Source organism: Chitinophaga japonensis (assembly GCF_007830125.1).
Classification (GTDB): domain Bacteria; phylum Bacteroidota; class Bacteroidia; order Chitinophagales; family Chitinophagaceae; genus Chitinophaga; species Chitinophaga japonensis.
Genome location: NZ_VLLG01000003.1, coordinates 1,661,485 through 1,688,135, shown reverse-complemented (window position 1 = coordinate 1,688,135; position 26,651 = coordinate 1,661,485). Strand labels below are relative to the sequence as shown.

Annotated in this window: 20 protein-coding genes; 4 read left to right on the top strand and 16 right to left on the bottom strand. The window is 55.7% G+C overall.

What is annotated here, in order from left to right; all coding sequences use genetic code 11:
* Positions 1-14 precede the first annotated feature (14 nt).
* Both LX66_RS15845 and LX66_RS15840 read left to right on the top strand, forming a co-directional pair.
* Positions 15-3,164: an efflux RND transporter permease subunit gene (locus LX66_RS15845; RefSeq protein WP_145715177.1), complete on the top strand. Its 3,150-nt coding sequence runs from the start codon at positions 15-17 to the stop codon at positions 3,162-3,164.
* A complete protein-coding gene (locus tag LX66_RS15840; RefSeq protein WP_145715175.1) occupies positions 3,161-4,504 on the top strand; it encodes a TolC family protein in 1,344 nt (447 codons plus the stop codon). Before LX66_RS15845 ends, LX66_RS15840 begins: the two co-directional genes overlap by 4 nt.
* 119 nt (positions 4,505-4,623) lie before the next feature.
* Here the strand turns inward: LX66_RS15840 and araA are convergent, their stop codons facing one another.
* From araA to LX66_RS15795, 9 genes are all read right to left on the bottom strand, one after another.
* On the bottom strand, positions 4,624-6,126 hold the full coding sequence (araA, locus tag LX66_RS15835) for an L-arabinose isomerase (RefSeq protein ID WP_145715173.1): 1,503 nt from the start codon (positions 6,124-6,126) through the stop codon (positions 4,624-4,626).
* An 18-nt stretch (positions 6,127-6,144) separates the two neighbouring features.
* On the bottom strand, positions 6,145-6,849 hold the full coding sequence (locus tag LX66_RS15830) for an L-ribulose-5-phosphate 4-epimerase (protein ID WP_145715171.1): 705 nt from the start codon (positions 6,847-6,849) through the stop codon (positions 6,145-6,147).
* The gene (locus tag LX66_RS15825; RefSeq protein WP_145715169.1) at positions 6,846-8,495 is read right to left on the bottom strand and encodes a ribulokinase; all 1,650 of its coding nucleotides are present in this window, start codon (positions 8,493-8,495) and stop codon (positions 6,846-6,848) included. Before LX66_RS15825 ends, LX66_RS15830 begins: the two co-directional genes overlap by 4 nt.
* 113 nt (positions 8,496-8,608) lie before the next feature.
* Positions 8,609-9,313: an NUDIX hydrolase gene (locus tag LX66_RS15820; RefSeq protein ID WP_145715167.1), complete on the bottom strand. Its 705-nt coding sequence runs from the start codon at positions 9,311-9,313 to the stop codon at positions 8,609-8,611.
* 202 nt (positions 9,314-9,515) lie between these two features.
* Complete coding sequence (locus LX66_RS15815; protein ID WP_145715164.1) at positions 9,516-10,172, bottom strand: HAD family hydrolase; 657 nt, start codon at positions 10,170-10,172, stop codon at positions 9,516-9,518.
* Positions 10,173-10,196: 24 nt separating this feature from the next.
* Positions 10,197-11,327 carry an efflux RND transporter periplasmic adaptor subunit gene (locus LX66_RS15810; protein WP_244620417.1) on the bottom strand — a complete coding sequence of 377 codons (1,131 nt, stop codon included), beginning with the start codon at positions 11,325-11,327 and terminating at the stop codon, positions 10,197-10,199.
* A 38-nt stretch (positions 11,328-11,365) separates the two neighbouring features.
* Positions 11,366-15,709 (bottom strand): CusA/CzcA family heavy metal efflux RND transporter, encoded by a 4,344-nt coding sequence (locus LX66_RS15805; protein ID WP_145715161.1) that lies wholly within the window; start codon positions 15,707-15,709, stop codon positions 11,366-11,368.
* A 146-nt stretch (positions 15,710-15,855) separates the two neighbouring features.
* Positions 15,856-16,179: a hypothetical protein gene (locus tag LX66_RS15800; protein WP_145715159.1), complete on the bottom strand. Its 324-nt coding sequence runs from the start codon at positions 16,177-16,179 to the stop codon at positions 15,856-15,858.
* 133 nt (positions 16,180-16,312) lie between these two features.
* Positions 16,313-17,080, bottom strand: a complete 768-nt coding sequence (locus LX66_RS15795) for an SGNH/GDSL hydrolase family protein (RefSeq protein WP_145715157.1) — start codon at positions 17,078-17,080, stop codon at positions 16,313-16,315.
* Positions 17,081-17,145: 65 nt separating this feature from the next.
* Here LX66_RS15795 and LX66_RS15790 point away from each other — a divergent pair, with 65 nt between their 5' ends.
* Complete coding sequence (locus LX66_RS15790; RefSeq protein ID WP_211366244.1) at positions 17,146-18,381, top strand: dicarboxylate/amino acid:cation symporter; 1,236 nt, start codon at positions 17,146-17,148, stop codon at positions 18,379-18,381.
* Positions 18,382-18,470: 89 nt separating this feature from the next.
* Here LX66_RS15790 and LX66_RS15785 read toward each other — a convergent pair whose 3' ends face one another.
* The 7 genes from LX66_RS15785 to LX66_RS15755 all read right to left on the bottom strand — a co-directional run bounded on the left by LX66_RS15785 (position 18,471) and on the right by LX66_RS15755 (position 25,895).
* Positions 18,471-19,814, bottom strand: a complete 1,344-nt coding sequence (locus LX66_RS15785) for an amidohydrolase family protein (RefSeq protein ID WP_145715155.1) — start codon at positions 19,812-19,814, stop codon at positions 18,471-18,473.
* 230 nt (positions 19,815-20,044) lie between these two features.
* Positions 20,045-20,719, bottom strand: a complete 675-nt coding sequence (locus LX66_RS15780; RefSeq protein ID WP_145715153.1) for an ABC transporter ATP-binding protein — start codon at positions 20,717-20,719, stop codon at positions 20,045-20,047.
* Between the two features lie 2 nt (positions 20,720-20,721).
* The gene (locus LX66_RS15775; RefSeq protein WP_211366241.1) at positions 20,722-21,969 is read right to left on the bottom strand and encodes an ABC transporter permease; all 1,248 of its coding nucleotides are present in this window, start codon (positions 21,967-21,969) and stop codon (positions 20,722-20,724) included.
* Positions 21,966-23,063 carry an efflux RND transporter periplasmic adaptor subunit gene (locus LX66_RS15770; protein WP_145715151.1) on the bottom strand — a complete coding sequence of 366 codons (1,098 nt, stop codon included), beginning with the start codon at positions 23,061-23,063 and terminating at the stop codon, positions 21,966-21,968. Before LX66_RS15770 ends, LX66_RS15775 begins: the two co-directional genes overlap by 4 nt.
* Position 23,064: 1 nt before the next feature.
* A complete protein-coding gene (locus LX66_RS15765; protein WP_145715150.1) occupies positions 23,065-24,366 on the bottom strand; it encodes a TolC family protein in 1,302 nt (433 codons plus the stop codon).
* Between the two features lie 78 nt (positions 24,367-24,444).
* On the bottom strand, positions 24,445-24,894 hold the full coding sequence (locus tag LX66_RS15760) for a GbsR/MarR family transcriptional regulator (RefSeq protein WP_145715149.1): 450 nt from the start codon (positions 24,892-24,894) through the stop codon (positions 24,445-24,447).
* 71 nt (positions 24,895-24,965) lie between these two features.
* Positions 24,966-25,895, bottom strand: a complete 930-nt coding sequence (locus LX66_RS15755) for an NAD-dependent epimerase/dehydratase family protein (protein ID WP_145715148.1) — start codon at positions 25,893-25,895, stop codon at positions 24,966-24,968.
* 110 nt (positions 25,896-26,005) lie between these two features.
* Here LX66_RS15755 and LX66_RS15750 point away from each other — a divergent pair, with 110 nt between their 5' ends.
* On the top strand, positions 26,006-26,620 hold the full coding sequence (locus tag LX66_RS15750) for a TetR/AcrR family transcriptional regulator (RefSeq protein ID WP_145715147.1): 615 nt from the start codon (positions 26,006-26,008) through the stop codon (positions 26,618-26,620).
* The last annotated feature ends 31 nt before the right edge of the window (positions 26,621-26,651 follow it).

Genomic DNA, 26,651 nt, shown 5'->3' with positions numbered 1-26,651 from the left:
AATTCTCCCATTTTATGAGTGCTATTTCTCAAATGAGCATCTCCAGGCCCGTATTGGCCGGGGTGATGTCTGTCCTGCTGATCCTTTTCGGCATCGTAGGATATACCTTCCTGGGCACGCGGGAATACCCGGTAACGGATTCGCCGATCGTGACTGTTACCACGGTGTACCCGGGGGCCAGCGCGGATATCATCGCCTCGCAGGTCACCAAGCCGCTGGAGGAAGCCATTGCGGAAGCCAACGGCATCCGCGCCATGTCCTCCGTTTCACGCGAACAGGTAAGCCTGATCACCGTAGAGTTTAACCTGGATGCCGACCTGGAAGCCGCCGCCAATGATGTGCGCGACAAAGTGTCCAAGTCCAGGCAGCAACTGCCCACCGATATTGAGCCTACCATCGTGGAAAAATCCGGTCCGCCGGAATTCCTGGTGTTCCTTACCGTAAAAAGCAGCACCAAAAGCCTGGAGGACATCACCGATTTTGTGAACATCAACATCAAAGAACGCCTGCAATCCATCCCCGGCGTGCGCCTGGTGGATTCCTACGCCGGCCGTAAACGCGCCATGCGGCTGCGTATGGACCCGGTAAAGCTGGCCGCCTACGGTCTAACGCCTACGGATATACAAAATGCGCTGCAGCGGGAGAACGTGGACCTGCCCAGCGGCCGTATAGAAGGACAAAGCACCGAAGTAACCCTCCGCACACAGGGGCGGCTGGTGACGGAAGATGATTTCAATAACATGATCGTCAGCCAGCAGGATGGCGCCATCGTAAGGTTCAAAGACGTAGGAACGGCTGTGATGTCCTCCCAGAACGAGCGAACGGCCATGATAGAAGTGGAGGGCGCTACGGCGCTGTACAGCGTGGGCACCGGTGTGCAACCGCAGCGCGGCGCCAATTCCCTTGCTATCGTGGATGAGTTCAAGCAACGCTTCGAGGAGATCGTGCGCACGGCGCCCAAGGAATACACCATCTCGCTGGGCAAGGACTTTACCGTGCCGGTGCGCAACTCGCTGTCCGAGGTGGAGGAAACGCTGATCATCGCCTTCGGGCTGGTAACGCTCATCATTTTCATCTTCCTCCGCGACTGGCGCAGTACGCTGATCCCCATTGTAGCCATCCCGGTGTCTATTATCTCGGCCTTCTTCATCATGTACATTGGGAATTTCTCCATCAATGTATTGACGCTGCTGGGGCTGGTGCTGGCCATCGGGCTGGTGGTGGACGACGCCATCGTGGTGCTGGAAAATATCTACAGCAAGGTGGAGCAGGGCATGCACCCGCTGGAAGCCGCGCGTAAAGGCTCCAGCGAGATCTATTTTGCCGTGATCTCCACCACCGTTACGCTGGCCGCGGTGTTCCTGCCCATTTTGTTCCTGGGCGGTATCACGGGCAGGCTCTTCAAGGAGTTTGCCATCGTGGTGGCCGGTTCCGTGCTGGTATCCGCCTTTGTGGCCCTCACGTTGTCGCCTATGATGAGCGCCTACCTGCTGAAAGCTGGCGCCACGCATGGCTGGCTGTACCGCAAAACGGAGCCCTGGTTCGAGGCGCTGAACAACGCCTATGCACGCTCGCTGAAAGCGTTCTTTAAAGTGCGCTGGCTGGGGTTTGTGCTGCTGCTGGTCTCCTTCGGCATCGCCTGGCTACTGGCCCCCAAACTGCCCTCCGAGCTGGCCCCGCTGGAAGACCGCTCCATGATAGGCCTGGCCGTGATTGCGCCGGAAGGCACCTCTTATGAAAGCATGGAGGCTACCATGAAAGAGATTGCCAATTACGTGGCAGACTCCATCCCGGACCTGAACGGCAACCGCACCTACGCCGGTATAGCCGCTACCGTGGGCACGCTGGTGCAGCCCGTGAACGGCGGCTTCCAGTGGATCTTCCTGGAAAACCCGGAGGACCGCAAAAGCGGGCTGTCGCAGGCGGAAGTATATCAAAAGCTGATGGGCGCGGTGGGGCGTTTCCGCGACGTGATCTGCATTCCCATACAGATACCCACCATTGGCGGCTTTGCCACCACGCAGCCGGTGCAGTACGTGATACAGGCGCCGGACCTGCAGCAGTTGATCGATGTGATGCCGAAGCTGATGGGCGAAGTATATAAAAGCAACAAGCTCAGCTTCCAGGACCCGGATTTTAAGGTGAACCGCCCGGAGATCAGCATCTCCATTGACCGGCAGCGCGCAGCGCAACTGGGCATCTCCACCCGCGAGATCGGCCGCACGCTACAACTGGCGCTGAGCGGCCGCCGTTACGGCTACTTCATCTACAATGACCGGCAGTATGAAGTGATCGGGCAACTGGACCGCGAGGAAAGATCTGCACCGGAAAACCTGCGCTCCCTGTTCGTAAAAACGGCCAGCAATGAAATGGTATCGCTGGACAACCTGGTATCCCTGAAGGAAGGCATCAGCCCGCCAGCCATCTACCGTTACAACCAGGCATACAGCGTTACCATCTCCGCTACGCCGCCGCCCGGCGTAAGCCTGGGCGAGGCCATCAAGGAGCTGGACAAGATCACGGCCAAAGTGCTGCCTAAAGGCTTTAACACCGAGCTGGCCGGGCAGAGCCGCGACTATGCGGAAAGCAGCTCCAGCCTGGTGTTTGCCTTCATCTTCGCCATCATACTCATCTACCTGGTGCTGGCCGCACAGTTTGAAAGCCTGATCGATCCTTTCATCATCCTGCTTACCGTGCCCATGGCCGTTACCGGCGCATTGCTGAGCCTGTGGTTCACCGGGCAGTCCATCAACATTTTCAGTGAAATAGGCATCATCATGCTGATCGGGTTGATCACCAAGAACGGTATCCTGATCGTGGAGTTTGCCAACCACCGGAAAAAAGAAGGATTGAGTGTAGCCGATGCCGTAGTATCCGCCGCCGTGTCCAGGTTCCGTCCCATATTGATGACCACCCTGGCCATGATCTTCGGTGCGCTGCCCATCGCCCTCTCGCTGGGCAACTCTTCCGGTAGCCGTACCTCGCTGGGTATCGTGGTGGTAGGCGGTCTTATATTTGCCGGTATCCTCACCCTGTACGTGATACCTGCCGTATACTCTTATTTCTCCCGGGCCGCGCGCAGGCAGCACCCGGCTATTAACGGCACTGCCACAGGCGCCACCCCGGCGCATCCTGTAGCGGTCGCATCAAACGAAGCACTATGATACATGAAAGATCTATCGCATACAGCAGCTTACTGGCCGCCGCCCTGTTCCTGTACGGGGCCGGCGCCCAGGGGCAAACGCTCCGCCTTTCCCTGCAGGAAGTGGTATCGCTGGCAGCAAAACATAACCGTACTTTAAAAGCGTCCGGTATAGATATTGCCGTGGCGCAGGAGCAGCGGCGCGTGGCCCGCAGCCTTTCCTTACCCAGCGCAAGCCTGGGCGCGCAATATGCCCATTATTTTGAGCTGCCCGTATTCTTCGGGATCGGCGAAACCAACGGGGACCCGGACAAGGTTGCCTACAGCCGGTTTGGCGGCAGGGACCAGTTCAGCGCCGCCCTCTCCGTAGCACAGCCGCTGTACAATCCCTCCGCCAAACCGGCGCAGCGGGAAGCGGCCCTGCAGGAAAAGGCCAGCCGCACCCTGTACCTGGATAAAACGGTGGACCTCACGGCCGCTGTAAAACGCACCTACCTGGGCATCCTGGTACTGAACAAACGGCTGCAACTGCAGCACGAGAGCCTGCAAAGAAATGAGAAAGCCCTGCAGGACGCACGATCCCTGCTGGCACAGGGCAGGGCCCTGCGGGTGGATACGCTGCGCGCGTACACCTCCGTCAAGAACCTGCAGCCGGATATCCTGAAGCTCACCAAGGCCATCGAGGTGGGCAAGCTGCAACTGACAACCCTCATGGGGCTGGATTCCCTGCAGGATATTATGCTGACCGATTCCCTTGCCCACCCTGCGGCCGCCAGCATTCCCGCAGCAGCGACCGTGTACACGGAAGCCCGCGCCAACCGGCCGGACCTGCAGCAACTGCGCCTGCAGCAGGAGATCAGGGAGCAGGGCATTGCCCTGGCAAAAGCCCGGCGGCTGCCCGTGGTATCGCTGGTAGGCCAGTACCAGTTGCAAAGCCAGGCACGCAGCTTCAGGTTCTTTGACGCCTCCTGGCCCGGCGCTTCCTTTGCCGGCGCGCAGGTAACGCTGCCGCTGTTCAGCGGGAGCAGCAACAAAGCCCGCATACAACAGGCCCGGCTCACGCATGAGCAGGCCGGCATTGAGCTGACGGATGCCTATGAGCAACTGAGGACGGAAGTACGGCAGGTGATCGCCAACCTGCAGGAAACCTTTGAGAGAGTGCAAACGCAAACGCAGGTAAAGGAAACGGCTAAACTGAGTTACGATATTATACAGTACCGCTACCAGAAAGGGGTAGCCTCGCGGCTGGAGCTGACCGATGCCGAGCTGGCGCTTACCACTGCGCAACTGAACTACCTGGAAGCCGTATACGATTACCTGGCTGCAGGAATTGAACTGGATAGAACGAGAGGGAAACAGTGACGATGCACCAGTAGGTTTAGTGTTAGTGTTATGTAAAAAAGGCCGGAAGAATCCGGCCTTTTGTTATTCCACGTCATCAATGGCTGATTAATCAGCAACAGTTTTTAATTATTTATCAATTACCTATTGTTCAATAGATAATAAGCTTCATTCCAGCGCAGCTCATTACGGAACTGCTGCAGTTTGGTGTCCTCGTCTATATGCACACATTCAATGCCCGCCATGTCCGCAAAGTCCTGCATATGCGCGGCCGTGAGGTGCTGGCTGTAGCAGGTATGGTGCGCGCCGCCGGCCTGTATCCAGGCTGCGCAGGCGGTGCGCATATCCGGCAGCGGCTTCCACAGCACGCGCGCTACGGGCAGCTTTGGCAGCTCGTGCTGCGGTTTTACGGCCTGCACATTATTGACCAGCAGGCGGAAACGGTTGCCCATATCGATCACGGAAGCGTTGATAGCCGGGCCGTCCGTCACATTGAACACCAGCCTTACCGGGTCTGCCTTACCGCCAATGCCCAGGGGATGCACTTCGCAGGAAGCTTTGCCGTCTGCAATGGAGGCGCAGATCTCCAGCATGTGCGCCCCCAGCACCAGGCGGTTCTCCGGGTCAAAATGATAGGTATAATCTTCCATAAAGGAGCTGCCGCCCGGCAGGCCGCTGCCCATTACTTTCATGGCGCGTACCAGCGCGGCCGTTTTCCAGTCGCCTTCACCGCCAAAGCCGTAACCGTCCGCCATCAGGCGCTGCACGGCAATGCCGGGCAACTGGTCCAGGCCATGCAGGTCCTCGAAAGTATCTGTAAAGCCTTTGAAATTGCCCTCTTCCAGGAAAGCCCGCAGGCCCAGCTCTATGCGGGCGGCGGTTCTCAGGGAGTCATGCCGGTCGCCGCCCTTGCGTAAAGGCGCGGCCACCTGGTAGGCCTGTTCATATTCCTGTACCAGACGGCCGATGGCCTCGTCGCTCACTGCATTCACTTTGGCCACCACATCACCAATGCCGTAGCCGTTTACGGAGTAGCCGAATTTCAGCTCTGCTTCCACTTTATCGCCTTCGGTTACCGCCACCTGCCGCATGTTGTCCCCGATGCGGGCAAAGCGGGCGCCCTGCCAGTCATGCCAGCCGGCAGCCGCGCGCAGCCAGGTTTCCAGCTCCTGCTGCAAGTCCTGCTCCTGCCAGTGGCCTACCACTACCCTGCGGTTCATCCGCATACGGGATTGCATGAAACCAAATTCACGGTCGCCATGGGCGGACTGGTTCAGGTTCATGAAATCCATATCTATATCGCCCCAGGGAATGTCGCGGTTAAACTGTGTGTGCAGGTGCAACAGGGGGCGCTGCAATACTTTTAAGCCGCCTATCCACATTTTGGCGGGCGAGAAGGTGTGCATCCAGGCAATGATGCCGATACAGCCGGGTGTTGTATTGGCTTCCTGGCAAACGCGGTATATCTCTTCCGGTGTTTTCACCACCGGCTTCCATACAATGCGCACGGGGATATTGGATGCGGCGTCCAGCGATGCGGCAATGGTTTGCGCATGCGCAGCTACCTGCTGCAGGGTTTCCTCTCCGTAGAGATGCTGGCTGCCGGTAATGAACCATGCTTCTAGTGTCTTCAATTGTATCATCAGTTACGTGTTTTTATTTCAGCATCCCTGCCCGTAGTATGCGCCGGGACCATGCTTGCGTTCAAAATGTTTTTTTATCAGTGTTTCCTTCAGGCGGGGGGCCTGCGGGTTGATCTGTTCCGTGAGCAGGGCCATCCTGGCCACTTCCTCCAGCACGGCGGCATTGTACACGGCTTTGGCGGCATCCCTGCCCCAGGTAAAGGGCGCATGGTTGCCTACCAGCACCATCTCCACTTCCTCGCAGGAGAGCTTCCTTTCCCTGAAGCAGTTGATGATCTGGAAACCGGTCTCGTGCTCGTAATCGCCCCGGATCATCTCGTCGCTCATGGGCGGCGCGCAGGGCACATCCGTGGTGAGGTGATCCGCGTGGGTGGTGCCAAAGATGGGAATATCCCGCTGGGCCTGCGCCCATGCCGTGGCATAAGTGGAGTGCGTATGCACGATGCCGCCTATGTGCTCCCAGTGCCGGTACAGCACCGCATGCGTTTTAGTGTCGGACGAAGGCCGGTTGCTGCCTTCCACTATTTTGGCGTCGAAGTCCACCACCACTATCTGGTCAGGCTTTAGCTGCTCATAAGGCACGCCGCTGGGCTTGATGGCAAATACGCCGGCGCTGCGGTCCACTACGCTTACATTGCCGAAGGTGAACAGCACCAGTCCCAGCTTGGGCAACTGCATATTTGCTTCGTAAGCCTGTTCTTTTATAGATTGATACCGGCTCATGCGGATAATGTTTTTTCTGTAAATGCGCCCAGCTCCAGGAACTGCTGGTAGCGCTTTGCATAATAAGGCACGTTCTCCGGCCGGGGATGCCAGGTGGCGTCAAAGCCGGATGACATGGCCTGCTGCGCAGCCGCTATGTCCGGGTAAATACCGGCGCATACGGCGGCAAACATGGCGGCGCCCAACGCGCAGGCATGCTCGCTGCGCACGATCTTGATGGGCCGGTCCAGCACATCGGCCAGCACCTGCATGGCGTAGCCGGATTTCCTGGCTACACCGCCCAGCGCCAGCACTTCATGAATGGGCACGCCCTCGCTCACGAAGCGCTCTACGATGCTCCGGGCTCCGAAGGCCGTAGCTTCTACCAGGGCGCGGAACAACTGCACGGCGTCTATGCCCAGGTGCAGGCCCAGTATGGCGCTTTTCAAGGTGTGATTGGCATCCGGTGTGCGGCGGCCATTGAACCAGTCCAGCACCAGCGGGTCCTGCTCTTTCAGCGGCAACTGCTGCGCCTGTTCTGCAAGATAACCCAGCAGTTTGTGCTCCACTTCCGCCAGCTTCTCCGTATCGTCCTTCATCAGGGCATATAAGGGCTGCATGATCAGGCGCCGCAGCCAGGCATATACGTCGCCGTAGGCGGACTGGCCCGCTTCCAGGCCCAGCATGCCGGGCACTACGGAACCGTCTACCTGCCCGCAGATGCCCTTTACAAACAGGTGGCCTACCTCTTCCAGGGGGCCCATCGTGATATCGCAGGTACTGGTGCCGATCACCCTGCACAGCACATAAGGCTGTATACCGGCTCCTACGGCGCCCATGTGCGCATCAAAGGCCCCGGTACCGATCACGGTATCTCCCGGGATGCCCAGTTTGGCGGCCCATTCCGGGCTGATGGGGCCGGCCGGTTCGGTGGCCACCACCGTATCTGTAAACATTTTATCGTATTTGCGCAGGCTGGGATGTAATTTCTCCAGGAAATCCGCCGGGGGCAATCCTCCCCAGCCGGCATGCCACATGGCTTTATGCCCGGCGGAACAGCGCCCCCGCATCAGCGTGGACAGTTGCCTGTTGCCGGTCAGTACAGCCGGTATCCAGTCGCAATGCTCCACCCAGGAAGCGGCCTTTTCCTGCACAGCGGCATCTGTTTTTACAATGTGCAATATTTTGGCCCAGAACCATTCGCTGCTGTAAATGCCGCCGCAGTACTTGGTATAATCGGTATCGTTGCTGTGGGCTACTTCATTGATCCTTGCCGCCTCTTCGTTGGAAGTATGGTCTTTCCAGAGCACGAACATGGCATTGGGATTCTCCTCAAAACCGGGCAGCAGGGCCAGCGGCGTTCCCTGCTCGTCTACAGCCACCGGGGTAGAACCCGTGGTATCCACGGATATGCCTCTTACCAGGGCGGCGGTGCCGGCGGGGCACTGCTGCAGGGCGCCTTTGATGCTCTGCTCCAGTCCTTCCAGGTAATCCAGCGGGTGCTGCCGGTACTGCTGCCGGGCGGCATCGCAATACAGGCCCTGTTTCCAGCGGGGGTAATAATATACGGCACTGCCGGCTTCCTGCCCGGTGGCGGCATTCACCACCAGCGCCCGGACGGAGTCTGTACCGAAGTCCACTCCTATTACAAAAGCATCTGTCTTCATAACGCTGCTGCTAAGCTGCTGATTTTTATTGTCGCAGTGACATTTATTCAAATAAGTAAAAAAATATACGGTCAGGGTTTCGCTGTGACGTGCAACTCCCCTTTACGTTATTGTTATTTCAGATTGCCCGGATCGGCCACAAAGTTGAGGAAGGCGTGGAATTTGGCGCTGTACTTTCTTTTATCCAGCTTGTAATAGAACGCACCTCGTTTTGAACTGGCTCTTTCCTTGTCCTTCTGCTTTATTAGCAACCCGGTAGACAATACCTTCCTGCTAAAGTTACGCTTATCGAACACGGTATCATACACTGCCTCATATAAGATCTGTAACTGTGGAATCGTAAATTTCTGGGGCAACAGCTCAAACAATATCGGATGAATAGCGGCCTTGTACCGCAGCCTGGCCTGTGCCATGGACACCATTTCCGCATGGTCGAATATCAGCCGGGGCAGTTTCTTGAGCGATATCCATTCCGCCCTGTACTCATCGCTCAGTTGCTGCTTATAGTCATTGATGTCTATCAATGCAAAATAAGCTGCGGAAATGGTACGTTCCATGGGGTCGCGGCCGGGGTTGCCAAAGGCGAACAACTGTTCCATGTATACACCTTCCAGTCCTGTCAGCACTTTCAGGATACGGGAAGCGGCCTGCTCAAACCCCTCATCCGGCTGTACGAACCCGCCCATCAGGCTCCATTTGCCTTTCTCCGGCTCAAATCCCCGCTTTATCACTAACAGTTTAAGATCCTGCCCGTCAAATCCAAAAATAATGCAATCAATAGCTACCAGCATTCTTGTTTGCCGGGAATAACGTGTCATACACCCAGGTGTTTTAGTTTACGCTAATATATGTCACCTGATTGACATTTATATAAAGAACCTGCTAAAAAGTTGCCGGATGGCCCGGCGGTGGTCTGCAGCCGGCGACAGCTTTCCATTGCTGCATAACTGCCTGCCGCACACTTCTTTTCATTTCTTATGCAAGATATAAAAATAAATGTCGATTATACAATTATTTTTTTCAGGAATGGATCAGCCGGTCCAGTACCGGCGCCGTATAGTCGTCCACAAAGTCAATGATATTGCTGTAGGCGGCAAATTCCTCCCGTGTATGCATGGTGGTAAGCACCACGCAATGCATGCCCGCGTTGGCGGCTGCTTCCACGCCTTTGGGCGCATCCTCGAACACGATACATTGTTCCGGGTCCATATTCAGCAGGGCCGCTGCTTTCAGGTAGGTTTCCGGGTCGGGCTTGCTGTGCTTTACATTATCGGCGCTTACAATGGCCTTGAAGTAATGCCGGATGTGCAGGTTGTCCAGCACAAAGTCAATGTTGAAGGTAATGGCGGCGGAGCCGATGGCCATGGGAATGCCCTGGCTATGCGCTGATTCCAGGAATTGCGGCAGGCCGGCTATCAACTGCAGGTGCGGTAGGTAGGCCTGCTGGTAACGCTTCTCCTTTTCAATGGAAATATCGGCCATCTCTGCCTGTGAAAAGCGCCCGTTCCCGAAGATCCGTACCAGCACTTCCTCGTTCTTGCCGTACATTTCCTTCTTTACCGCTTCGCGGTCCAGGGAAGCGCCCAGGTCGCCGGTCAGCATATGATACCAGGCGTCTACATGATAGGCCATATCATTGATCATGGTCCCGTTGAGATCGAAAATAAATGCGTTCATGCAATAAAAGTAAAAAGAAAAAATTTACTCCTCCGTGTTCTTCAGCTTCATCAGGAGGGAGTAGGCGCCCTGTATGACGAACAAATGGTTCGCAATGGCGTCTCCCTCATCCGCCATCACCGCCACATAGCCGTTGCTGCGTTCTCCTGTTTTCAGCGCTATCATTTCGAACACTTTGTTATCCCGCTGCACAAAAGCATATTGCTGGTCCTGGTAGCGTACTATCGCCTCCTCCGGTAACGCCCATACGGTGTCTGCTGCGGTTTCGATCAGGGCATTCATAAAGGTGCCGGGTATCAGGGTCCTGTCATAAGCCTCGAAGTGGCAATGTACCTGCACGCTCCTGTCCGGCTCCAGGTCCTGCCCGATCAGTATGATCTCACATTCATATTTTTTAGACGGGTTCCCGTTCGTATAGGCCAGCACCTTTTGCCCGATGGCCAGCCTGGTCACATCCTTTTCAAATACGGTGAGCCCCAGGTGTATATCGTCCGGGTTCACGATCTCGAACAGGACATCCGTCGGGTTCACATATTTGCCGATATTGACGTTCACCTTTGTCACAAAACCATTGATGGGCGCATACACGTTTACGCTGCGGGAAATGGAGCGCTCATCCAGCCGGGTGGCGCTCACTCCTATCAGTTGCAGCTTTTCCGCCAGTGCTCTTACAAGTATCTGCTGGCTTTTGAAATCAGCCGCCGTTTGCTGCAACATTTTGTCACTGCTGGCCTTACTCTGGTTCAGGGCCTGCTGCCGCTCGTATTCCTTCTCCAGGAAACCCAGGCGGGTTTTGGCCGTGAGATAGTCCTGCTGCAACTGTATGTACTGCTGGTCCTCCATTACGCCGATCACGCTGCCTTTGCTGACATGCATGCCGGGCAGCAGGTTGGTGGACTTTAAATAGCCCCCCAGCGGGAAGCTGATGCTCACGATGTTTTGCGGGGGCACGTCTATCCTCCCGCTCACTTTCAGTTCCGCGGCCATATGGCGCTTTTCCGGGCGGGCGGTAACGATGCCCGCATTCTTCATCTGGGCATCGCTGAGCTGCACCAGGCTTTCGTTTGCCTGCGCCGGTGCTTCCTTTTCGGCCGGCTGCGGCTGACCGCAAGCCGCCAGTATCAATAAGGCAGCTATAGCTGTATATAATTGCATATGCATGATCTGTTTATGTTTATAAAACCTTACAGGTTTCAAAAACCTGTAAGGTTTTGAATGTTAATAATGGCAGTGTTCAGGTTGTGCACTGCGTCTATGTATTCATTGCGGATATTAACGGCCTGGTTGGTCAGCAACACCCATTCCAGGTAATTGATCTCCCCGTTCAGGTACTGTTCGTTAGCCCCCCGGATCATGGTATCTGCCTGCTGCAGCGCAGAGGATTCATAATAGTGCACGGCTTGTAATGTTTTATCGTATTGTATAAGGGCCTGCCGGTACTCCGCCTGCATTTGCTCCAGGCCGGCTTCATACTTTTGCTGCGCCAGGGCCTGGTTGATCCTGCCGGCATTGATCCGGGCCTTCTGCGCCTGGAAGAACAGGGGAATGCCCACGCCTACCTGTACGGACTGGAAACGGTCCGAGGAGGAGTAATACCGGTCGTCCGCTCCCATGCCCCGGATGCTGGTATTGTTATAGGCCACGAACAGGTCGGGCAGCAGCCGGGCTTTTTCCACGCGGTATTGCTGAGCGCTGATCTGCTGCTGCTGTGACAGGAGGCGCAGGTAAGGATGTTGCGATAAAGCAGCGGTATCTGCCACCGGGGGCAGGGCCATTTTCAAGGCAGTGCTGTCCGGCTCCACGTCTGCATCGGTATGCAGCAGCCATTTCAGCCGGGATCGCAGGATGTCATAGTCCTGCAGCAACTGTTTAAGCTGCTGGCCCGCCTGCCCGCGTTGCGTGGCGGCCGTAGCCTTCTCCACGATATTGGTTTCCCCCTTTTCAAACCGCAGGGCTGCTTTTTCCAGGAAGGTTGCATACAGGCTGTCCGTATATTCCAGCAGGTGTTTCTTATACCGCAGGTACAGTAGCTGGTAATATACCGTGGTGACCTGCTTGCGCAGGGCGGTTTCATTGACCGCCACATTTAGCTGGCCGCCTTTCCATTCCTCCGCCAGCAGCGCCTGCTGCCGGGCATAAATAGTGGGAAACTGCATGCTTTGCGCAAAGGAGAACTTTGTATCGTTATAAGCGCTGTTGATCTGCCCGTAATCGCCGGTGATCATGGTTTGCCCTACATTCCATCCGCTGCCTTTCAGCTTTTGCAGGTAAGCGGCGTACAGCTTGTCGTTTTGGAGCGAAAGATTGTGCCGCAGCGCCGTGTCAATGGCTGCCTGTAAAGATATAGGCGTTTGCGCGTTTACGTTAGACAGCGGCAACAGGAACAGGATCACCAGCAGCGCGGTTACGGCTGCTGCTTTAGGCGGCCGCCGATGCCCGCTTTTTTCAAAGATCAGGTACAGCGCGGGCAGTATAAATAAAGTGAGAAAGGTAGCCACCAGCAGGCCACCGATCACCACCGTGGCCAGGGGGCGTTGCACTTCCGCCCCGGCGCCCTGGCTGAGTGCCATGGGCAAAAAGCCCAGTGACGCCACGGAGGCCGTCATCAGCACCGGCCGCAGCCGCACTTTAGTACCTTCCAGTATGATCTGCCGGACATCGGCCTGCCCGGCCGCCTTCAGGCGGTTGAATTCCGCGATCAGCACGATGCCGTTCAATACGGCCACGCCAAACAGTGCGATAAAACCTACGCCGGCGGAAATACTGAACGGCATGCCCCGCAAAGCCAGGGCAAAGATGCCGCCGATAGCGGATAAGGGAATGGCGGAATAGATCAGCAGGCCCTGCTTCACGGAATGAAAAGCAAAGTACAGCATCAGGAGTATCAGCAGCAAGGCTACCGGCACGGCAATGCCCAGCCGCTGCCGGGCCGCCTCCAGGTTCTCGAATGCGCCGCCATAAGCCACCTGGTAACCGGGTGGCAGCTTGATACGCTGCTGCTGCTTTTGCCGGAGCTCCTGTACGATGCTTTGCACATCGCGGCCGCGCACATTAAAGCCAACGATCACCCTGCGTTTCGCATCCTCCCGTTGTATCTGGGCGGGCCCCTCTTCAATATTGACGTCCGCCACCTGGTATAAAGGTATCTGCGGGCCAGCCGGTGTTGGTATGAGCAACTGCTGTACGTCGGACAGGTCCTGCCGCCGGGCGCCGCTTACGCGCACCACCAGGTCAAAACGCCGCTCCCCTTCATATACCAGCCCGCTGCTCTGGCCGGCGAAGGCGGCATTCACCGTTTTATTGATATTGCTGATATTCAACCCATACTGGGCAATGGCGGCACGGTTATAACGGATCACGATCTGCGGCATGCCCGTGATATGCTCTACATAGAGGTCGCTGGCCCCGCGGATGGTACGTACGATCTCGCCCAGCCGGCCGGCCAATGCGGCCAGCGTGTCCAGGTCCTCACCATAGATCTTGCAAACCACATCCTGGCGGGCGCCGGTCATCAGCTCATTAAAGCGCATCTGTACCGGGTACTGAAAGCCAAAAGTCACACCCGGCACATCTTCCAGGGCTTTGCCCATTTTTTCGGCCAGCTCGTTGAAAGTGGCGGCAGAGGTCCATTCATCCTTATCTTTCAATATCACCATCATATCACTGGCCTCCAGCGGCATCGGGTCGGTAGGTATTTCACTGCTGCCGGTCTTGCCTACCACTTTTATTACTTCCGGGAATTTTTCCAATAATATCTTACTCCCCCGGGACACCGCCGCGACAGAAGCTTTGAGGCTGCTGCCCGTCATCACCCGCGTTTCCACGGCAAAATCCCCTTCTTCCAGTTGCGGTATGAACTCGCCGCCCAGCCGGCTCAGTACAAAGACGGCCACCAGCAGCAGGGCAAAAGCCGACAGGATCATGATCCTGGGATGATATAACACTTTGTCCAGCACCCGCTGGTAGCGGCTGCCCAGCCGGTCCATCATCCTGTCAGACCAGTTGGCTTTCTGCGGTATTTTTTTGCTCAGGAAGAGGGCGCTCATCATCGGTACGTATGTAAGTGACAGGAGGAAAGCGCCGAACAGGGCAAATGCCACTGTTTGCGCCATTGGTTTAAACATTTTCCCCTCAATGCCGGACAGTGCGAAAATGGGCAGGTACACCACCAGGATGATCAGTTCTCCGAAAACGGCCGCGTTCAGCATCCGGCCGGATGTTTCCTTCACCAGTCCGTCCATTTCTGCCTGCGAAAGGCGGGCCCGGGAAGAATGGTGCAGGCGGTACATGCAGCCTTCCACGATGATCAGGGTGCCGTCCACGATCAGCCCGAAATCCAGCGCACCCAGGCTCATCAGGTTGCCGCTGACATTAAAAATGTTCATCAATATCACGGCCACCAGCATAGACAGGGGGATCACGGAAGCTACCAGCAACCCCGCGCGCAGGTTGCCCAGGAACAACACCAGCACAAATACCACTATCAATGCGCCTTCCAGCAGGTTGCGCTCCACGGTGCCGATGGCGTTGTTCACCATTTTGGTACGGTCCAGGAAGGGGTCTATGATCACGCCTTCAGGCAATGTTTGCTGTATCTGCTGTATCCTGTCCTTGATATTATGGATCACCTCGTTGCTGTTGGCGCCCTTCAGCATCATGACCACCGCCCCGGCTACTTCCCTTTCCCCGTTGTAGGTCATGGCGCCGTAACGGGTGGCATAGCCCTCCTCTACATCGGCCACATCCCTTACCAGCAGCGGCGAACCGGCGGCGGTGTTCTTTATAACAATGTTGCCGATATCTTCCGGGCTGCCTACCAGGCCCTCGCTCCGGATAAACAGGGCTACCGGCCCCTTTTCAATATAAGCACCGCCTGTATTCTGGTTATTGCTTTCCAGGGCGGTGAATACATCGCCGATGGTAATACCGTAAGCGCTCAATTTCTCGGGCACCACGGCTATTTCGTACTGTTTGAGATAACCGCCGAAGCTGCTCACGTCCGCCACGCCCTTTACGCCCAGCAGTTGCCGCCGTATGATCCAGTCCTGTATAGTGCGCAGCTCCATGGGCGTATATTTGCCCTCATAACCTTTGGCCGGCCTTACCGTATACTGGTAAATTTCGCCCAGGCCGGTAGTTACCGGCGCCAGCCGGGGAATACCTACACCGGCGGGTACCTGTGACTGTACTTCCTGCAGGCGCTCCGCTACCTGCTGCCGCACCCAGTAAATATCCACATCGTCCTCAAATACTACGGTTACTACAGACAGCCCGAACCTGGAAAAGCTGCGTATCTTCTTCAGCCCGGGTATATTACTGCAAACCAGCTCCACCGGGAAAGAGATCAACCGCTCCACGTCCGGCGCGCCCAGGGAAGGGCTCACCGTGATGATCTGCACCTGGTTCTCTGTAATGTCCGGCACCGCATCTATCGGCAAGCGGGTTATCTCATATGTGCCGTAAGCGATCAGTCCCAGCATGCAAAGGGCCACGACCAGTTTGTTACGGATCGAAAAACGTATGATATGATTAAGCATTCCTTATAATGTGCTAATGACCTGATATGCTGATGTGCTGATATCTGTAGCATTTGCGGGCGGATATACTAATAGAATGGAATGTATTACAAATGAAGGAGCATGCAACGCATATTCCTGCATCAGCACATCAGCATATTAGCATATCAGCACACCACAGGGCGTGGCGGCTCAAAAATGTCCGGGTGATAAATGAAGGGGTGTAATTTGTTGATATAGTCAGGGTAGACAACCGCTACCTGCCGGTGCGTAACAATGGTAAGCTGCGGCTGCAGCGGCGGCAGGGGCACCGGGCTGAAATAAGCGGCCGGCTCATGGGACTTAAAAGGCAGTTCCATATCGCGCTCATAATCCTTATCACGTACGTCGCCGCTGAAATAATGTAATATCACAAAGCGTTCCAGGGAGATGCCGGGGTTTTCCTGGCGGTGCTCGTGCAGGTGCGCAAAGAAAATAGGAATCCTCAGCAACTCGTTACACTGCGTTGCATTACAAAGGTGAAGCACCAGTAACCATATGCCGATAGCACGACGCACAATGCAAAAATAAAAAGTAAAAAAGAAAAAGTAGCTTTTTACTTTTTTACTTTTTATTTTTTATTTCTTACTTCACCCCCTGCTTCCAGGCCTCCGCCATTAAGGCGGCGCCGGCAATGCTGGGGTGCACGCCGTCACCGGTCCAGTATGCACCGGGGGCAGTTTTCTGCGCTTTGTCAAATACGCTTTGGTAAGGGATGAACACCGCGTTGAAGCTGGCGGCGATCTCACGCGCTGCCTGCCGGTACTCGTTGAAATCCGGATACCAGCGGTCATCCACGGCCTTCACGCCGGTTACGGCAAAGGGCTCGCCTATGATCAACTGTACATTGGGCAGTTTTTCTTTGGTACGGGTAAGCAGGGCTTTGAAATCATCCCGGTACTTCTGTATGGTGCCGTCGTAATTGCCGTTCAGCTTGTGCCAGAAATCGTTCACGCCTATCAGTATGCTCAGCACATCGGGCTTCAGGTCCAGGCAGTCCGCGTCCCAGCGCTCCGCCAGCTGGTATACCTTGTTGCCGCTGATGCCTTTATTATAGATCTTCAGGTTTTTGCCCGCATGCTGCTCCAGCAGGGAGGCGGCGGCCAGGAAAGCGTAGCCATGTCCCAGTGCACCGGTGTTATTGGGCTCCATTTCACTGCGCTTGCGGCCTGCATCGGTAATGGAATCGCCCTGGAAAAGCACCACCGCATCTTTCTTCAGCGTTATTTTCGGCGCTTTCCCGGCCGGCTCTTTTGCTAAAGCTGCGGATACGATCTGCGGCATGCCCAGGGCCATGATGCCGCCTGCGGCCGCTTTCTTCAAAAATTTTCTGCGATCAGTTTGTGGAATCATTATGCTGTGTTTTTTTATTCACCCATCAAAATACAATAGTTCTTATTTTTATCAAAACAAAAGCCATGAACGGTACTTTCCTGAAGAACTACGGCAATATGATATGGTTGCTATGCGGTATTATTGCCGGCAGCGTACTGGGATTGGTGTTAGGCGACCGCGTTGCGGTACTGAAACCGGTGGGGGATATATTCCTGAACCTGTTGTTTACGGCGGTGATCCCCCTGGTGTTCTTTGCCATTGCTTCGGCCATTGCCAATGTAGATGCCACGCAAAAGCTGGGGCGCATTATGTCCATAATGGTGCTGGTATTCCTGGGCACTGTGCTGGTATCCGCTTTCCTCACCGTTGTAACGATCTGGATCTTCCCGATCCATGAGCAGCTTACGCCCCAGCCGGGATTCACAGAGCATGTGGAAAATATAACCGCGGGGCAGCAGATCACAGAGCTGCTTACCGCCAACGAATTCTACCTGCTGCTATCACGCCGGGCCATGCTGCCCCTGATCATCTTCTCCGTGCTCACAGGATTCGCGGTGTTGAAGACCGGCGCTGCCGGGGAGCCTTTTCGCCGTTTCCTTCATTCCGGCAACGAAGTAATGAAAAGCCTGATCATCGTGATCATGAAGCTGGGGCCTGTTGGGCTGGGCGCTTATTTCGCCTACCAGGTAGGCATACTGGGACCGCAGTTGTTCGGCATCTACGCACGCTCCATGGCTGTGTATTACGGGTTCGGCTTGTTTTATTTCGTAGTGCTGTTCACGGTATACGCCTTCATTGCAGGCGGCATACCGGGCATCCGGCTGTTCTGGAAAAATAACATCGTACCCTCGCTGACGGCGGTGGGCACCTGCAGCAGCATTGCCACCATCCCGGCCAACCTGGAAGCCACGGCCAGGATGCAGGTGCCGGGGCATATCAGCAATATCGTGATCCCGCTGGGGGCCACCCTTCATAAAGACGGGTCCAGCATTTCTTCCATCGTAAAAATAGCGGTGGTGTTCACCATGTTCGGCAAGTCGCTGACAGGGGTGGATACGGTGCTGCTGGCACTGGGCATTACCGTTATTGTAAGCATGGTAGAAGGTGGCGTGCCCAACGGGGCTTACATCGGCGAACTGCTCATGATCTCCGTATACGGTTTTCCGCCGGAAGCATTGCCCGCCGCCATGATCATCGGCACGCTGGTAGACCCGATGGCCACCTTGCTGAACGCTACCGGGGATAATGTATCGGCTATGATGGTCGCCCGCCTGGTAAAACCCAAATCTCAAATACCAAATACCAAATTCCAAAATTGAGTACAAGCCGCCTGTACTATTTGCAGATGGCTATTCAGGCTGGTGCCTATTTTCCGTTTTGGTATTTGGTATTTGGAATTTGAAATTTCTCACTTTACTTTCTTTCCACTTCTCCACACTTCCAGTATCTTCCGGGTGTTCCGTATATCCAGGGTAGGATCACCGTCCAGCACCATAAAGTCCGCTTTTTTGCCCGGCTGCAAAGTCCCATACAATTGATCGATGTGCAGCATTTCCGCACCATTGCGGGTGGCGGCGGTGATCGCTTCCAGGGGCGTCATGCCGGCTTCTGTCATGAGCTGCAGCTCCAGGTGCTCGGAAAAGCCCTGGGCGCGCACGGGAAAGGCGCCGGAGTCCGTGCCCATGATGATCTTCACGCCGGCGCTGTCCAGCTTGTGCAGGTTGCGCTGGGCCATGAGGAACGCCTGCATCTTCTTTTCCCGCGCAGGGTCCTTTTGCTGCTGCTGCTTGTAGGTGTCGCTGATCAGCATTTCCCACACGCCCGGCTCCAGGGATGCTTTAAAGAAAGGATCGTTTAGCCATTCAGGTTGCCCTGCATATACGAAATTGTATTCGTCCAGTGAAAGGGTGGGAATATACGCGGTACCTTTTTCCTTCATGGCGGTAATCAGCGCATCGTCCACTTCCTGGTCGCGTATGCTGTGGGCCAGCACATCCACACCCGCATTCACCAGGCGCCGGGCATCCTCCTGGTAGTATACATGGGCGGCTACTCGCAGCTTGTTACGATGAGCTTCCGCGATAGCCGCTTCATAAACGGCGGGCGGCAGTTTGGTACGCTCATCCGTACCATCCACCCAGATCTTCACGAAATCCACTTTCAGCTCCGCCAGTTGGCGAATGGCCTTTACCGCTTCTTCCGGCGTTTCGGGGCGCAGCACTTTGCTGGCCAGGCTGGCGGGCGGCGGCCCTTCTTTGGCGCCTATGCCATAACCGGCCGTGTAGAAGGTAGCGCCGGGCAGGCGTTCCTGCTGTGAGGCATCGCGCAACTGGAACACCGACGGCTGGTCCATGCCCAGGCTCAGCACCTGGGTAACGCCAAAGGATTCATATTTTTTCAACTGGCTCACAACATTGCTGAAAGTATAATTGGCAGGGGAAGACTCGTTGCCTTTCAGCAAGCCCAGGTGCGCATGTGCAGCAACCAGTGTAGGCATTACAGTTTTACCCATGCCGTCCACGATGCGGGCATCGGCCGGCATGGGAGCGCCGGCAGGCAATACCTTTGTGATCAGGCCTTTTTCTATGGCCAGGCTCACCTTCTTTTTAGGCGCGGCGCCGGTGCCGTCTATCAGCGTAATGTTCCTGAGCACCAGGAACCTGGGTAATTTTTTTGCAGGAGGCTGTTGCCGGGCATAAGCGCTGCAAACGCAGCAAAGCAGGAGCAGCGGTAAATAGCGGCGTAGGTTCATAAGCGAGTGTATTAGGATTCAGACCTTCGAAGTTAGCCTTTTCCCCCCGCTTTTTAAAGCTGCAGGCCGGGTAAGTGCGAAGTGAGCAGTGGGTGTTAACATTGTATTTGTGTTTGCGTTAACATCTGATTAATGTCTTATTCCTTTCAACAGTCGTAATGTTGCTACTGACAAATTGTAGTGTAAATTCTAGGCAAAGTTGTCGAACCGCCCATTCCTGGGCGGTTTTCTTATGCGATCTTCCCATCCACCAGGTGGATCATCCGGTCCGTTCTGCGGGCAAAATCCTCATCGTGCGTCACCATCAGGATGGTCTGCCCGTTTTCCGAGGATATCTTTTTAAACAGGTCGAATACCAGCCCGGCGTTATAGCTGTCCAGGTTGCCGGTAGGCTCATCGCCCATAATGATCAAAGGATCATTGATCAGCGCCCGTGCTATGGCCACCCGCTGCTGCTGCCCGCCGGACAGTAAAGCGGTGCGCTTGCCGGCCTGGTCTTTCACACCCAGTAGCTCCAGCAGGTCGCAGGCTTTTTGCGTGGCTGCTTCACCGGACAAGCGGCCCCGCTTCAGGGCGGGTAATTTAACGTTGTCCAGCGCTGTGAATTCCGGCAGCAGGTAGTGGAACTGGAACACAAAACCGATGTGCTCATTGCGGAAACGGGCCAGCCAGGGGCCGGGCTTCCCGCGTACCTCTTCCCCGTGTATGCGGATGCTGCCTTCAAAATCCGTATCCATGGTGGAGAGCAGGTACAGCAGGGTGGATTTGCCGCTGCCGGACTTGCCCGTCAGCGCCGCAAAAGTGCCGGCTGTTATGCTGAAGCTGATATCCTTCAGCACCTGCATCTGCTGCGGATTGTAGAAGTATTTATTGACGCCTGCTATTTCCAGTACCTTGTCTTCCATGATTATCCTCTTATAATGTTGATAGGGTCCAGTTTTGCGGCCTTGCGCGAAGGCAGGAAGCCTGCCAGCGTGGTGGTAATAAGCCCGAAACAGAACGCGGTCACGTAGTAAATGATGTCAAAGCTCACGGGCAGGTGGTCCAGCGATATCATGATATCACTCTTATACGGCACTTTGGAGATGCCCCAGGCCATTAAAAAGCCAAAGCACAGGCCTGCCAGGGCACCCGCCACGCCAATGGTGAGCGCCTGCGCAAGGAATATCCAGCGCACATCGCGGTCGGAAAAGCCCATGGCTTTCAGGATGGCGATGTCCTTCATCTTTTCATAGATCATCATCGTGAGAATATTGAAGATGCCAAAACCCGCAACCATCAGTATGGTAACCGCCACCCCGTACACAATGAGGCTGCGCAACCTTTCCGAGGCCAGCAGGGTGGCATTGTCCTGCTGCCAGTCAGAAGCGCTGTAATCAAAGCGCCTGGCCCATGCAGCCGCCAGCTCCGGCGCCTGCTCATTATCATGCAGCCGCACCTTGATGTCGGTAATATAGGAGGCCGGCACGCCCAGCAGGCGCTGCACGGTATTCAGGCTCGCATAGCTCTGTTCATCATCGATGGCGGTAAGGCCGGTCTTAAATATACCCGTTACCGTTACCAGGAAGCTGCCGCCCCGGTTGGTGGTAACGGTCAGATGGTCGCCGGTGCTTACGTTCAGCTTCCGGGCCAGCCCGGCGCCCATCACCAGGCTGTTGGGGCGGGTGGACAACTGTTCCAGGCTGCCTGTAATGATCTTGTCCGACAGGTTAAATAAGCGGTCTTCCGCTTCCACATCTATGCCCAGTATGCGGCCGTTGATGTTCACGGCGCCCAGGTGATAAAATACCTGTGTGCTGAGGGAGGCCGCCACCGCCTGTACGCGCGGGTCCTGCGACAATTGCTTTACCGCCTGGCGGCCGTCCTTCAGGTTCAGCATTTCTTCTTTGGGCTTTACGTGATGCACGATGTTCACGTCCGCCGGGTATTGCTGCTGCAGGATGCTGACCTCGTTGGCGCTTACTTCGTTATACAGGCGCACATCGGGTGTTTGCGACATGGACACTGCCCAGGTGTACTCCCCTACTCCCACGATGAAGCTGACCATGAAGATGAAAACGGCAATACCAAAGGCAACACCAGCCGTAGCCACAATGGTCTGCTTCAGCTTGCTGCGCATATGCGTAAAGGCAATATAAAACTGCAGGCGGTTCATGACTGTTCCGGTTTAATGACGATATCTCCTTCCCGCAATCCCTGCTTTATTTCTATTTCGTTGCCGGATGATATACCGCGCTGCACTTTGATCCTTTGCGGGCCTTTGTCCTTTTGCAGCAGCACCGTATCGCCCGGCAGCAGGTAATCCTGCGGCACCATCAGCACCGGCTGTTTGCGGCGTATCACGATGTTGGCCTCCACGGAGGATTGCGGCAGGAAAGGCTTGCTGGATAATACTTCCGCTTCCACTTTAAAGCTCCGGGTTTCCGGTTGCAGCACCGGGTCTATCTTGTTGATGCGGGCCGCAAAAACGGTTTCCCCGTACATATCCGTCTGGAAATCCACCTCCTGGCCCAGTTGAATTTTCGCCATATCACGCTCATCCACCAGCAGCTCCAGGCGGAACGATGCGGGGGAGCCTACCAGGAAAAGCGGCTGGCCGGGTTGCACCGCATCGCCTTGCTTATAATACGATTTGTACACCTTACCGTCCATAGGGCTTTCCAGTGTGCGTCCTTCCTGGGTCTGGCGCTGCCGGGCGGCCTCCTGGTCTGCCTGCAGGGCCTCCCGCAGCAGGCTGTTGCGCCGGCTGTCATACTGCTGCTGCAGCTCCAGGTACCTGGCCTGGCTGGCCTCCATCTGCAGGCGCGCCTCCTCCGCATCCCGCACGGATACCGCTCTCTCCGGCAGCAGGTCCAGGTAGCGCTGCGCATTTACGGAGTCCTTTTTATACTCCTGGCGGGACAGGGCTATTTGGGTTTCCAGCTCTTTCAGGGCCGGAGAAGCGCTGCCCGCGTGCTGCCTTGCCAGCGCTGCCTGCCGGGAGGACAATTGCAGCAGGGTGCGCTGGCCGGGCGTGCCCAGCACCGCCAGCACGGCCCCTGCCTGCACACTGTCGCCATCCTCCACGTTAACCCGGAGCACCCGGTCGTAATCATTGGCGCCCAGGAAATAATATTCCGCAGGCATCAGCGATCCGGAAGCATATACGGCTTCGTTGAGCATTTTTGTTTGTACAGTATAGGCCTGTTCCTGCCGTTTACAGGCTGCCAGCAGCAGGGCCGCTGCGAATATGGCCGTGTGAAGTTGCATATCAGGGTCGATTTTGTAGATAATGTAATGTGGTGTAATGCTGCCAGTAGCCCAGCTTTGCCTGCAGGTGATCCTGGTGGGCCTGGTACAGGTCTTCCGTTACCTGCCGGATCTCGATCATATTGACCAGTCCTTTCTCCAGCTTATGCAGGGACAGTTGCACATTCTGCTCCGCCAGCATGATCTTTTCCCTGGCCGCCTGTACGGATTGCCAGGCATCCTGCAATTGCAGCTTTTCCTGCCGGTAGCTTTGCTCCTGCGTTTGCCGGTAATGGGCAAACTCCTGCAGGGAGCGCTGCCATAGCAGTTTTCGCCGGGCCGGCTCATGGAACAGCTCGCGGGCCGAGAGCAGGGGAATGCGCAGGCGTAGCCCTACCGTGCCCACATCATACCAGTCGCCCTGCTGCCAGAAATCGAAGGAGCTGCCAAAGGCCAGGCGGCTGTAGCTGGCGCTGGCAGAGAGCACCGGCCACCAGCGGGAACGCGCTACTTTCCATTCCCTTTCCGCTACCTGTGTTTTCAGTTGCTCCGCTTCAAAGCCGGGCAGGTACTGCGGGTCAAATACCGGTGCCTGCGGCGCTTCCAGCGATGTATCTGTTACGATCTGCAGGCTGTCGCGGAAGGGATATCCCATCCAGCCCTTCAGGGTAAGGCGCGCCACCTGCAGCGCCGTTTGCGCCTGTTGCGCGGCCTCCTGCCGGTTGGTGAGCAATGTTTGCGACTGGTTAAGCGCAATCTTGTCGATCAGCCCCTTGCCAAACTGCGCGGCGATCAGCCGGTGCATGTGCGCATAGCTGCGCGCCTGCTCCTGCGTGATATGCAACTTTTGCCGCCTGACCTGCATATCATAGAACGACTGCCGCACATTGCGCTCCAGCAGCACTTTAAACGAAGCCGTTTGCGCAGCCTGCTGCTGGCTTTGCAGCACACCCAGCTTCACAGATTGCCAGGAGCCGGCGTCCACCAGGCTGACCCCGGCTTCCAGCCCGTAATTGGCCAGCCAGGGCGTGCTGATGCGCACCGGTATGTAAGTGCCGGGAGGCTGCCCCACTAGCTCGCCGGGAAATACCTGGATGGGTATCTTATAGTTATAGTCCATCTGCCCGGTAGCGTTGATCGTGGGCAGGAGCGCCGCGCGGGCGGCGCGCTCTTCCCGCGCCGCCGCCTGGTTACTTTCCAGGGCGGCCAGCAATTGGTGATTGTGCCGCAAGGCGTACTGCAGGCAACTATCCAGCGACCATTGGGCGGCCGCTGCAAAGGGAGCCAGGGCCAGTATAAGCACCGTTGTAAGTTTCTGTAGCATGTGTAATGCTTAAGGGATTGACTATTAGTTCTTTTAGTTCTGATCTGAAAGAACCAAACTGAGCAAAAAAAAGGCCGGTTACGGCTGCCTCATTTTCTGCCATTTTTTATGCAACAAAGGATATTCCAACTGCAGCATTTTAAAGAAGCCGGCTGCTTCCTTCAACTGGCCGGACAATTTGTCCCGGCCTTTGCGGGAGCGCGCCAGGTCCTCAAACATGTCCTGCATCATGGCATACTTCTGCATCACATTGTCCAGGGAGAACCATTTATCCATATTGAGGTAGAAGTAGCGTTTGCGGGAGCCTGTCTTCATTTCATAATCTACCATTCCTATATCGCCCAGCATCCTGAGGGCGTTGGACACGGCGCTTTTGCTGACCTTGAAATACGCCACCATTTCCCCGAAGGTAGCAGCCCCCTCCGGGTGCAACATCAGGTACACGGTGAGCCTGGCCGCCACCGGGGACATACCGTTCTTTTCCAGTAGCAGTCCGTACTGCTCTACTTTGTCCTCGTGCTTTTTCATTCGCAGGTAACTTTCTGTCAGCGCTCCTGCGAAGATACAGTTAGTTCTCCACAAAAAGAACCAAAATCCACTTATTGTTTTAAAGCGGCGATGGTAGCTGCGATGCCTTTCCCGTAAGTGCAGGGTTGAAAATCAAAATACCGGTCAAATTTGGCAGAGTCGAAGATGTATGGCTCCGTATTCTGGTACAGCATTTCATGCAGCTCGCCGATCGTGGTGCTGAAAAGGCCGGCCAGCTTGACCATAAATCCTCCCATTTTGGAATAGGCGGGCTTTACCTGCAGTTGCTCCGCGATCAGTGCTATGTATTCTTTGCCGGTAAGCGCGGGGTTAAAAGTAGGCATGTGCCATACCTGGTTGTCCGTAGCGGGGTCCTGGCCCAGCTGGTACATGGCCCTGCCGGCATCCGGCGTATAGGTATAGCTGTGCACTACATCGTCGCGGCCCAGCCACATGGCTTTCCGGCCTTTGGCCAGCTTGTTGATCACTAACAGGTTCAGCACGCTGGTAGAGTCTGCCCCGGGGCCATAAAAGTCCGCCGAGCGGGCAATGCTGGCCCTGATATTACCCGCCTTTGCCTCCTCCATCAACCGGGTGGCGATGCGCGCCCGGATCTCCCCTTTCCTGCTGATAGGGTGATAGGGCGTATCTTCCGTCATAGGCCCCTTCACTAACCCGTACATATACACGTTGTCAAAAAAGATCAGCCGGGCATTGGCGGCTTTACAGGCATCAATCGCGTTCTCCATGATCCTGGGCCAGGAGGCGGCCCATATTTTCCGGTCATAGGTGAGGCCGGCGCAGAGATACACTACGTCTGACCCGCTGACCGCCGCTTTGGTCTGTTCATAATTGGTCAGGTCGGCAGCGGCAATATCTGTATCCGCCGACATTGCTTTGGGCTGACGGCTGACCAGCTTCACCGGCTGCTGATGCTGCAGCAATACTTTTGTAAGCTCTTTGGCAATGATGCCGCCTGCGCCAAGGATAGTATGTCTCATAGAATGAGTGTTTAGTAGTTAACAGACGAAACAAAATAGAAAATATTGTTCAAAATAATATTTGGTTTACTAAACACTGTTCAGTAAGTTTGCATCGTAAACAAAATAACATGGGCATCGCTGACAGAAAAGAAAGGGAAAAGCTGGAAATGAAGCGCCTCATTATGGAGGCGGCTATGCGCATGTTCGTGGAAGAAGGTTACGAAAAAACCTCCATCCGCAATATTGCGGACAAAATAGAGTACAGCCCGGCTACCATCTACCTGTATTACAAGGACAAGGACGACCTGCTGTATGATGTACAGGGGCAGGCGTTTGAGCAGTTGCTCCGCACCTTCCGGGAAAAGGCCGTCAGCAAAAGCCCGCTGAAAAAGCTCGAACAGATCAGCAAGGCATATGTGCAGTTCGGGCTGGAGCACCCGGACCTGTACGACCTGATGTTCATTATCCGCGCTCCCATGAACAAGGTAGAAAAAGAGGAGGCCTGGCTGAACGGCGAGGGTTGTTTCCAGTTCCTGCTGGACTGCCTGGAGGACTGTACCGCACAGAAATTGCTGCGCTTCCGGGATAAAATGGTAGCCGCCTTATCCATATGGTCCATGGTGCATGGCCTGGTGGCGCTGAACGTGCGCTGCCGTTTCAAGGTAATGAAAATGGAAGAGGACGGCGTGCGCCATGCCATTGATACTGCGATAGAAGATTATCTGAAAATGATAAAGAACTGAAAAAAAGGAATTGCGGAGACGCGATTTTTTT

Bases quoted from the DNA above. Each gene is read 5' to 3' on its own strand.
- LX66_RS15810 (WP_244620417.1), bottom strand. From the start codon at position 11,327: ATGCAATTATATACAGCTATAGCTGCCTTATTGATACTGGCGGCTTGC.
- araA (WP_145715173.1), bottom strand. From the start codon at position 6,126: ATGATACAATTGAAGACACTAGAAGCATGGTTCATTACCGGCAGCCAG.
- LX66_RS15760 (WP_145715149.1), bottom strand. From the start codon at position 24,894: ATGAAAAAGCACGAGGACAAAGTAGAGCAGTACGGACTGCTACTGGAA.
- LX66_RS15775 (WP_211366241.1), bottom strand. From the start codon at position 21,969: ATGAACCGCCTGCAGTTTTATATTGCCTTTACGCATATGCGCAGCAAG.
- LX66_RS15780 (WP_145715153.1), bottom strand. From the start codon at position 20,719: ATGGAAGACAAGGTACTGGAAATAGCAGGCGTCAATAAATACTTCTAC.
- LX66_RS15840 (WP_145715175.1), top strand. From the start codon at position 3,161: ATGATACATGAAAGATCTATCGCATACAGCAGCTTACTGGCCGCCGCC.
- LX66_RS15820 (WP_145715167.1), bottom strand. From the start codon at position 9,313: ATGACACGTTATTCCCGGCAAACAAGAATGCTGGTAGCTATTGATTGC.
- LX66_RS15845 (WP_145715177.1), top strand. From the start codon at position 15: ATGAGTGCTATTTCTCAAATGAGCATCTCCAGGCCCGTATTGGCCGGG.
- LX66_RS15770 (WP_145715151.1), bottom strand. From the start codon at position 23,063: ATGCAACTTCACACGGCCATATTCGCAGCGGCCCTGCTGCTGGCAGCC.
- LX66_RS15785 (WP_145715155.1), bottom strand. From the start codon at position 19,814: ATGAACCTACGCCGCTATTTACCGCTGCTCCTGCTTTGCTGCGTTTGC.
- LX66_RS15790 (WP_211366244.1), top strand. From the start codon at position 17,146: ATGAACGGTACTTTCCTGAAGAACTACGGCAATATGATATGGTTGCTA.
- LX66_RS15795 (WP_145715157.1), bottom strand. From the start codon at position 17,080: ATGATTCCACAAACTGATCGCAGAAAATTTTTGAAGAAAGCGGCCGCA.
- LX66_RS15825 (WP_145715169.1), bottom strand. From the start codon at position 8,495: ATGAAGACAGATGCTTTTGTAATAGGAGTGGACTTCGGTACAGACTCC.
- LX66_RS15830 (WP_145715171.1), bottom strand. From the start codon at position 6,849: ATGAGCCGGTATCAATCTATAAAAGAACAGGCTTACGAAGCAAATATG.
- LX66_RS15815 (WP_145715164.1), bottom strand. From the start codon at position 10,172: ATGAACGCATTTATTTTCGATCTCAACGGGACCATGATCAATGATATG.
- LX66_RS15755 (WP_145715148.1), bottom strand. From the start codon at position 25,895: ATGAGACATACTATCCTTGGCGCAGGCGGCATCATTGCCAAAGAGCTT.
- LX66_RS15805 (WP_145715161.1), bottom strand. From the start codon at position 15,709: ATGCTTAATCATATCATACGTTTTTCGATCCGTAACAAACTGGTCGTG.
- LX66_RS15750 (WP_145715147.1), top strand. From the start codon at position 26,006: ATGGGCATCGCTGACAGAAAAGAAAGGGAAAAGCTGGAAATGAAGCGC.
- LX66_RS15765 (WP_145715150.1), bottom strand. From the start codon at position 24,366: ATGCTACAGAAACTTACAACGGTGCTTATACTGGCCCTGGCTCCCTTT.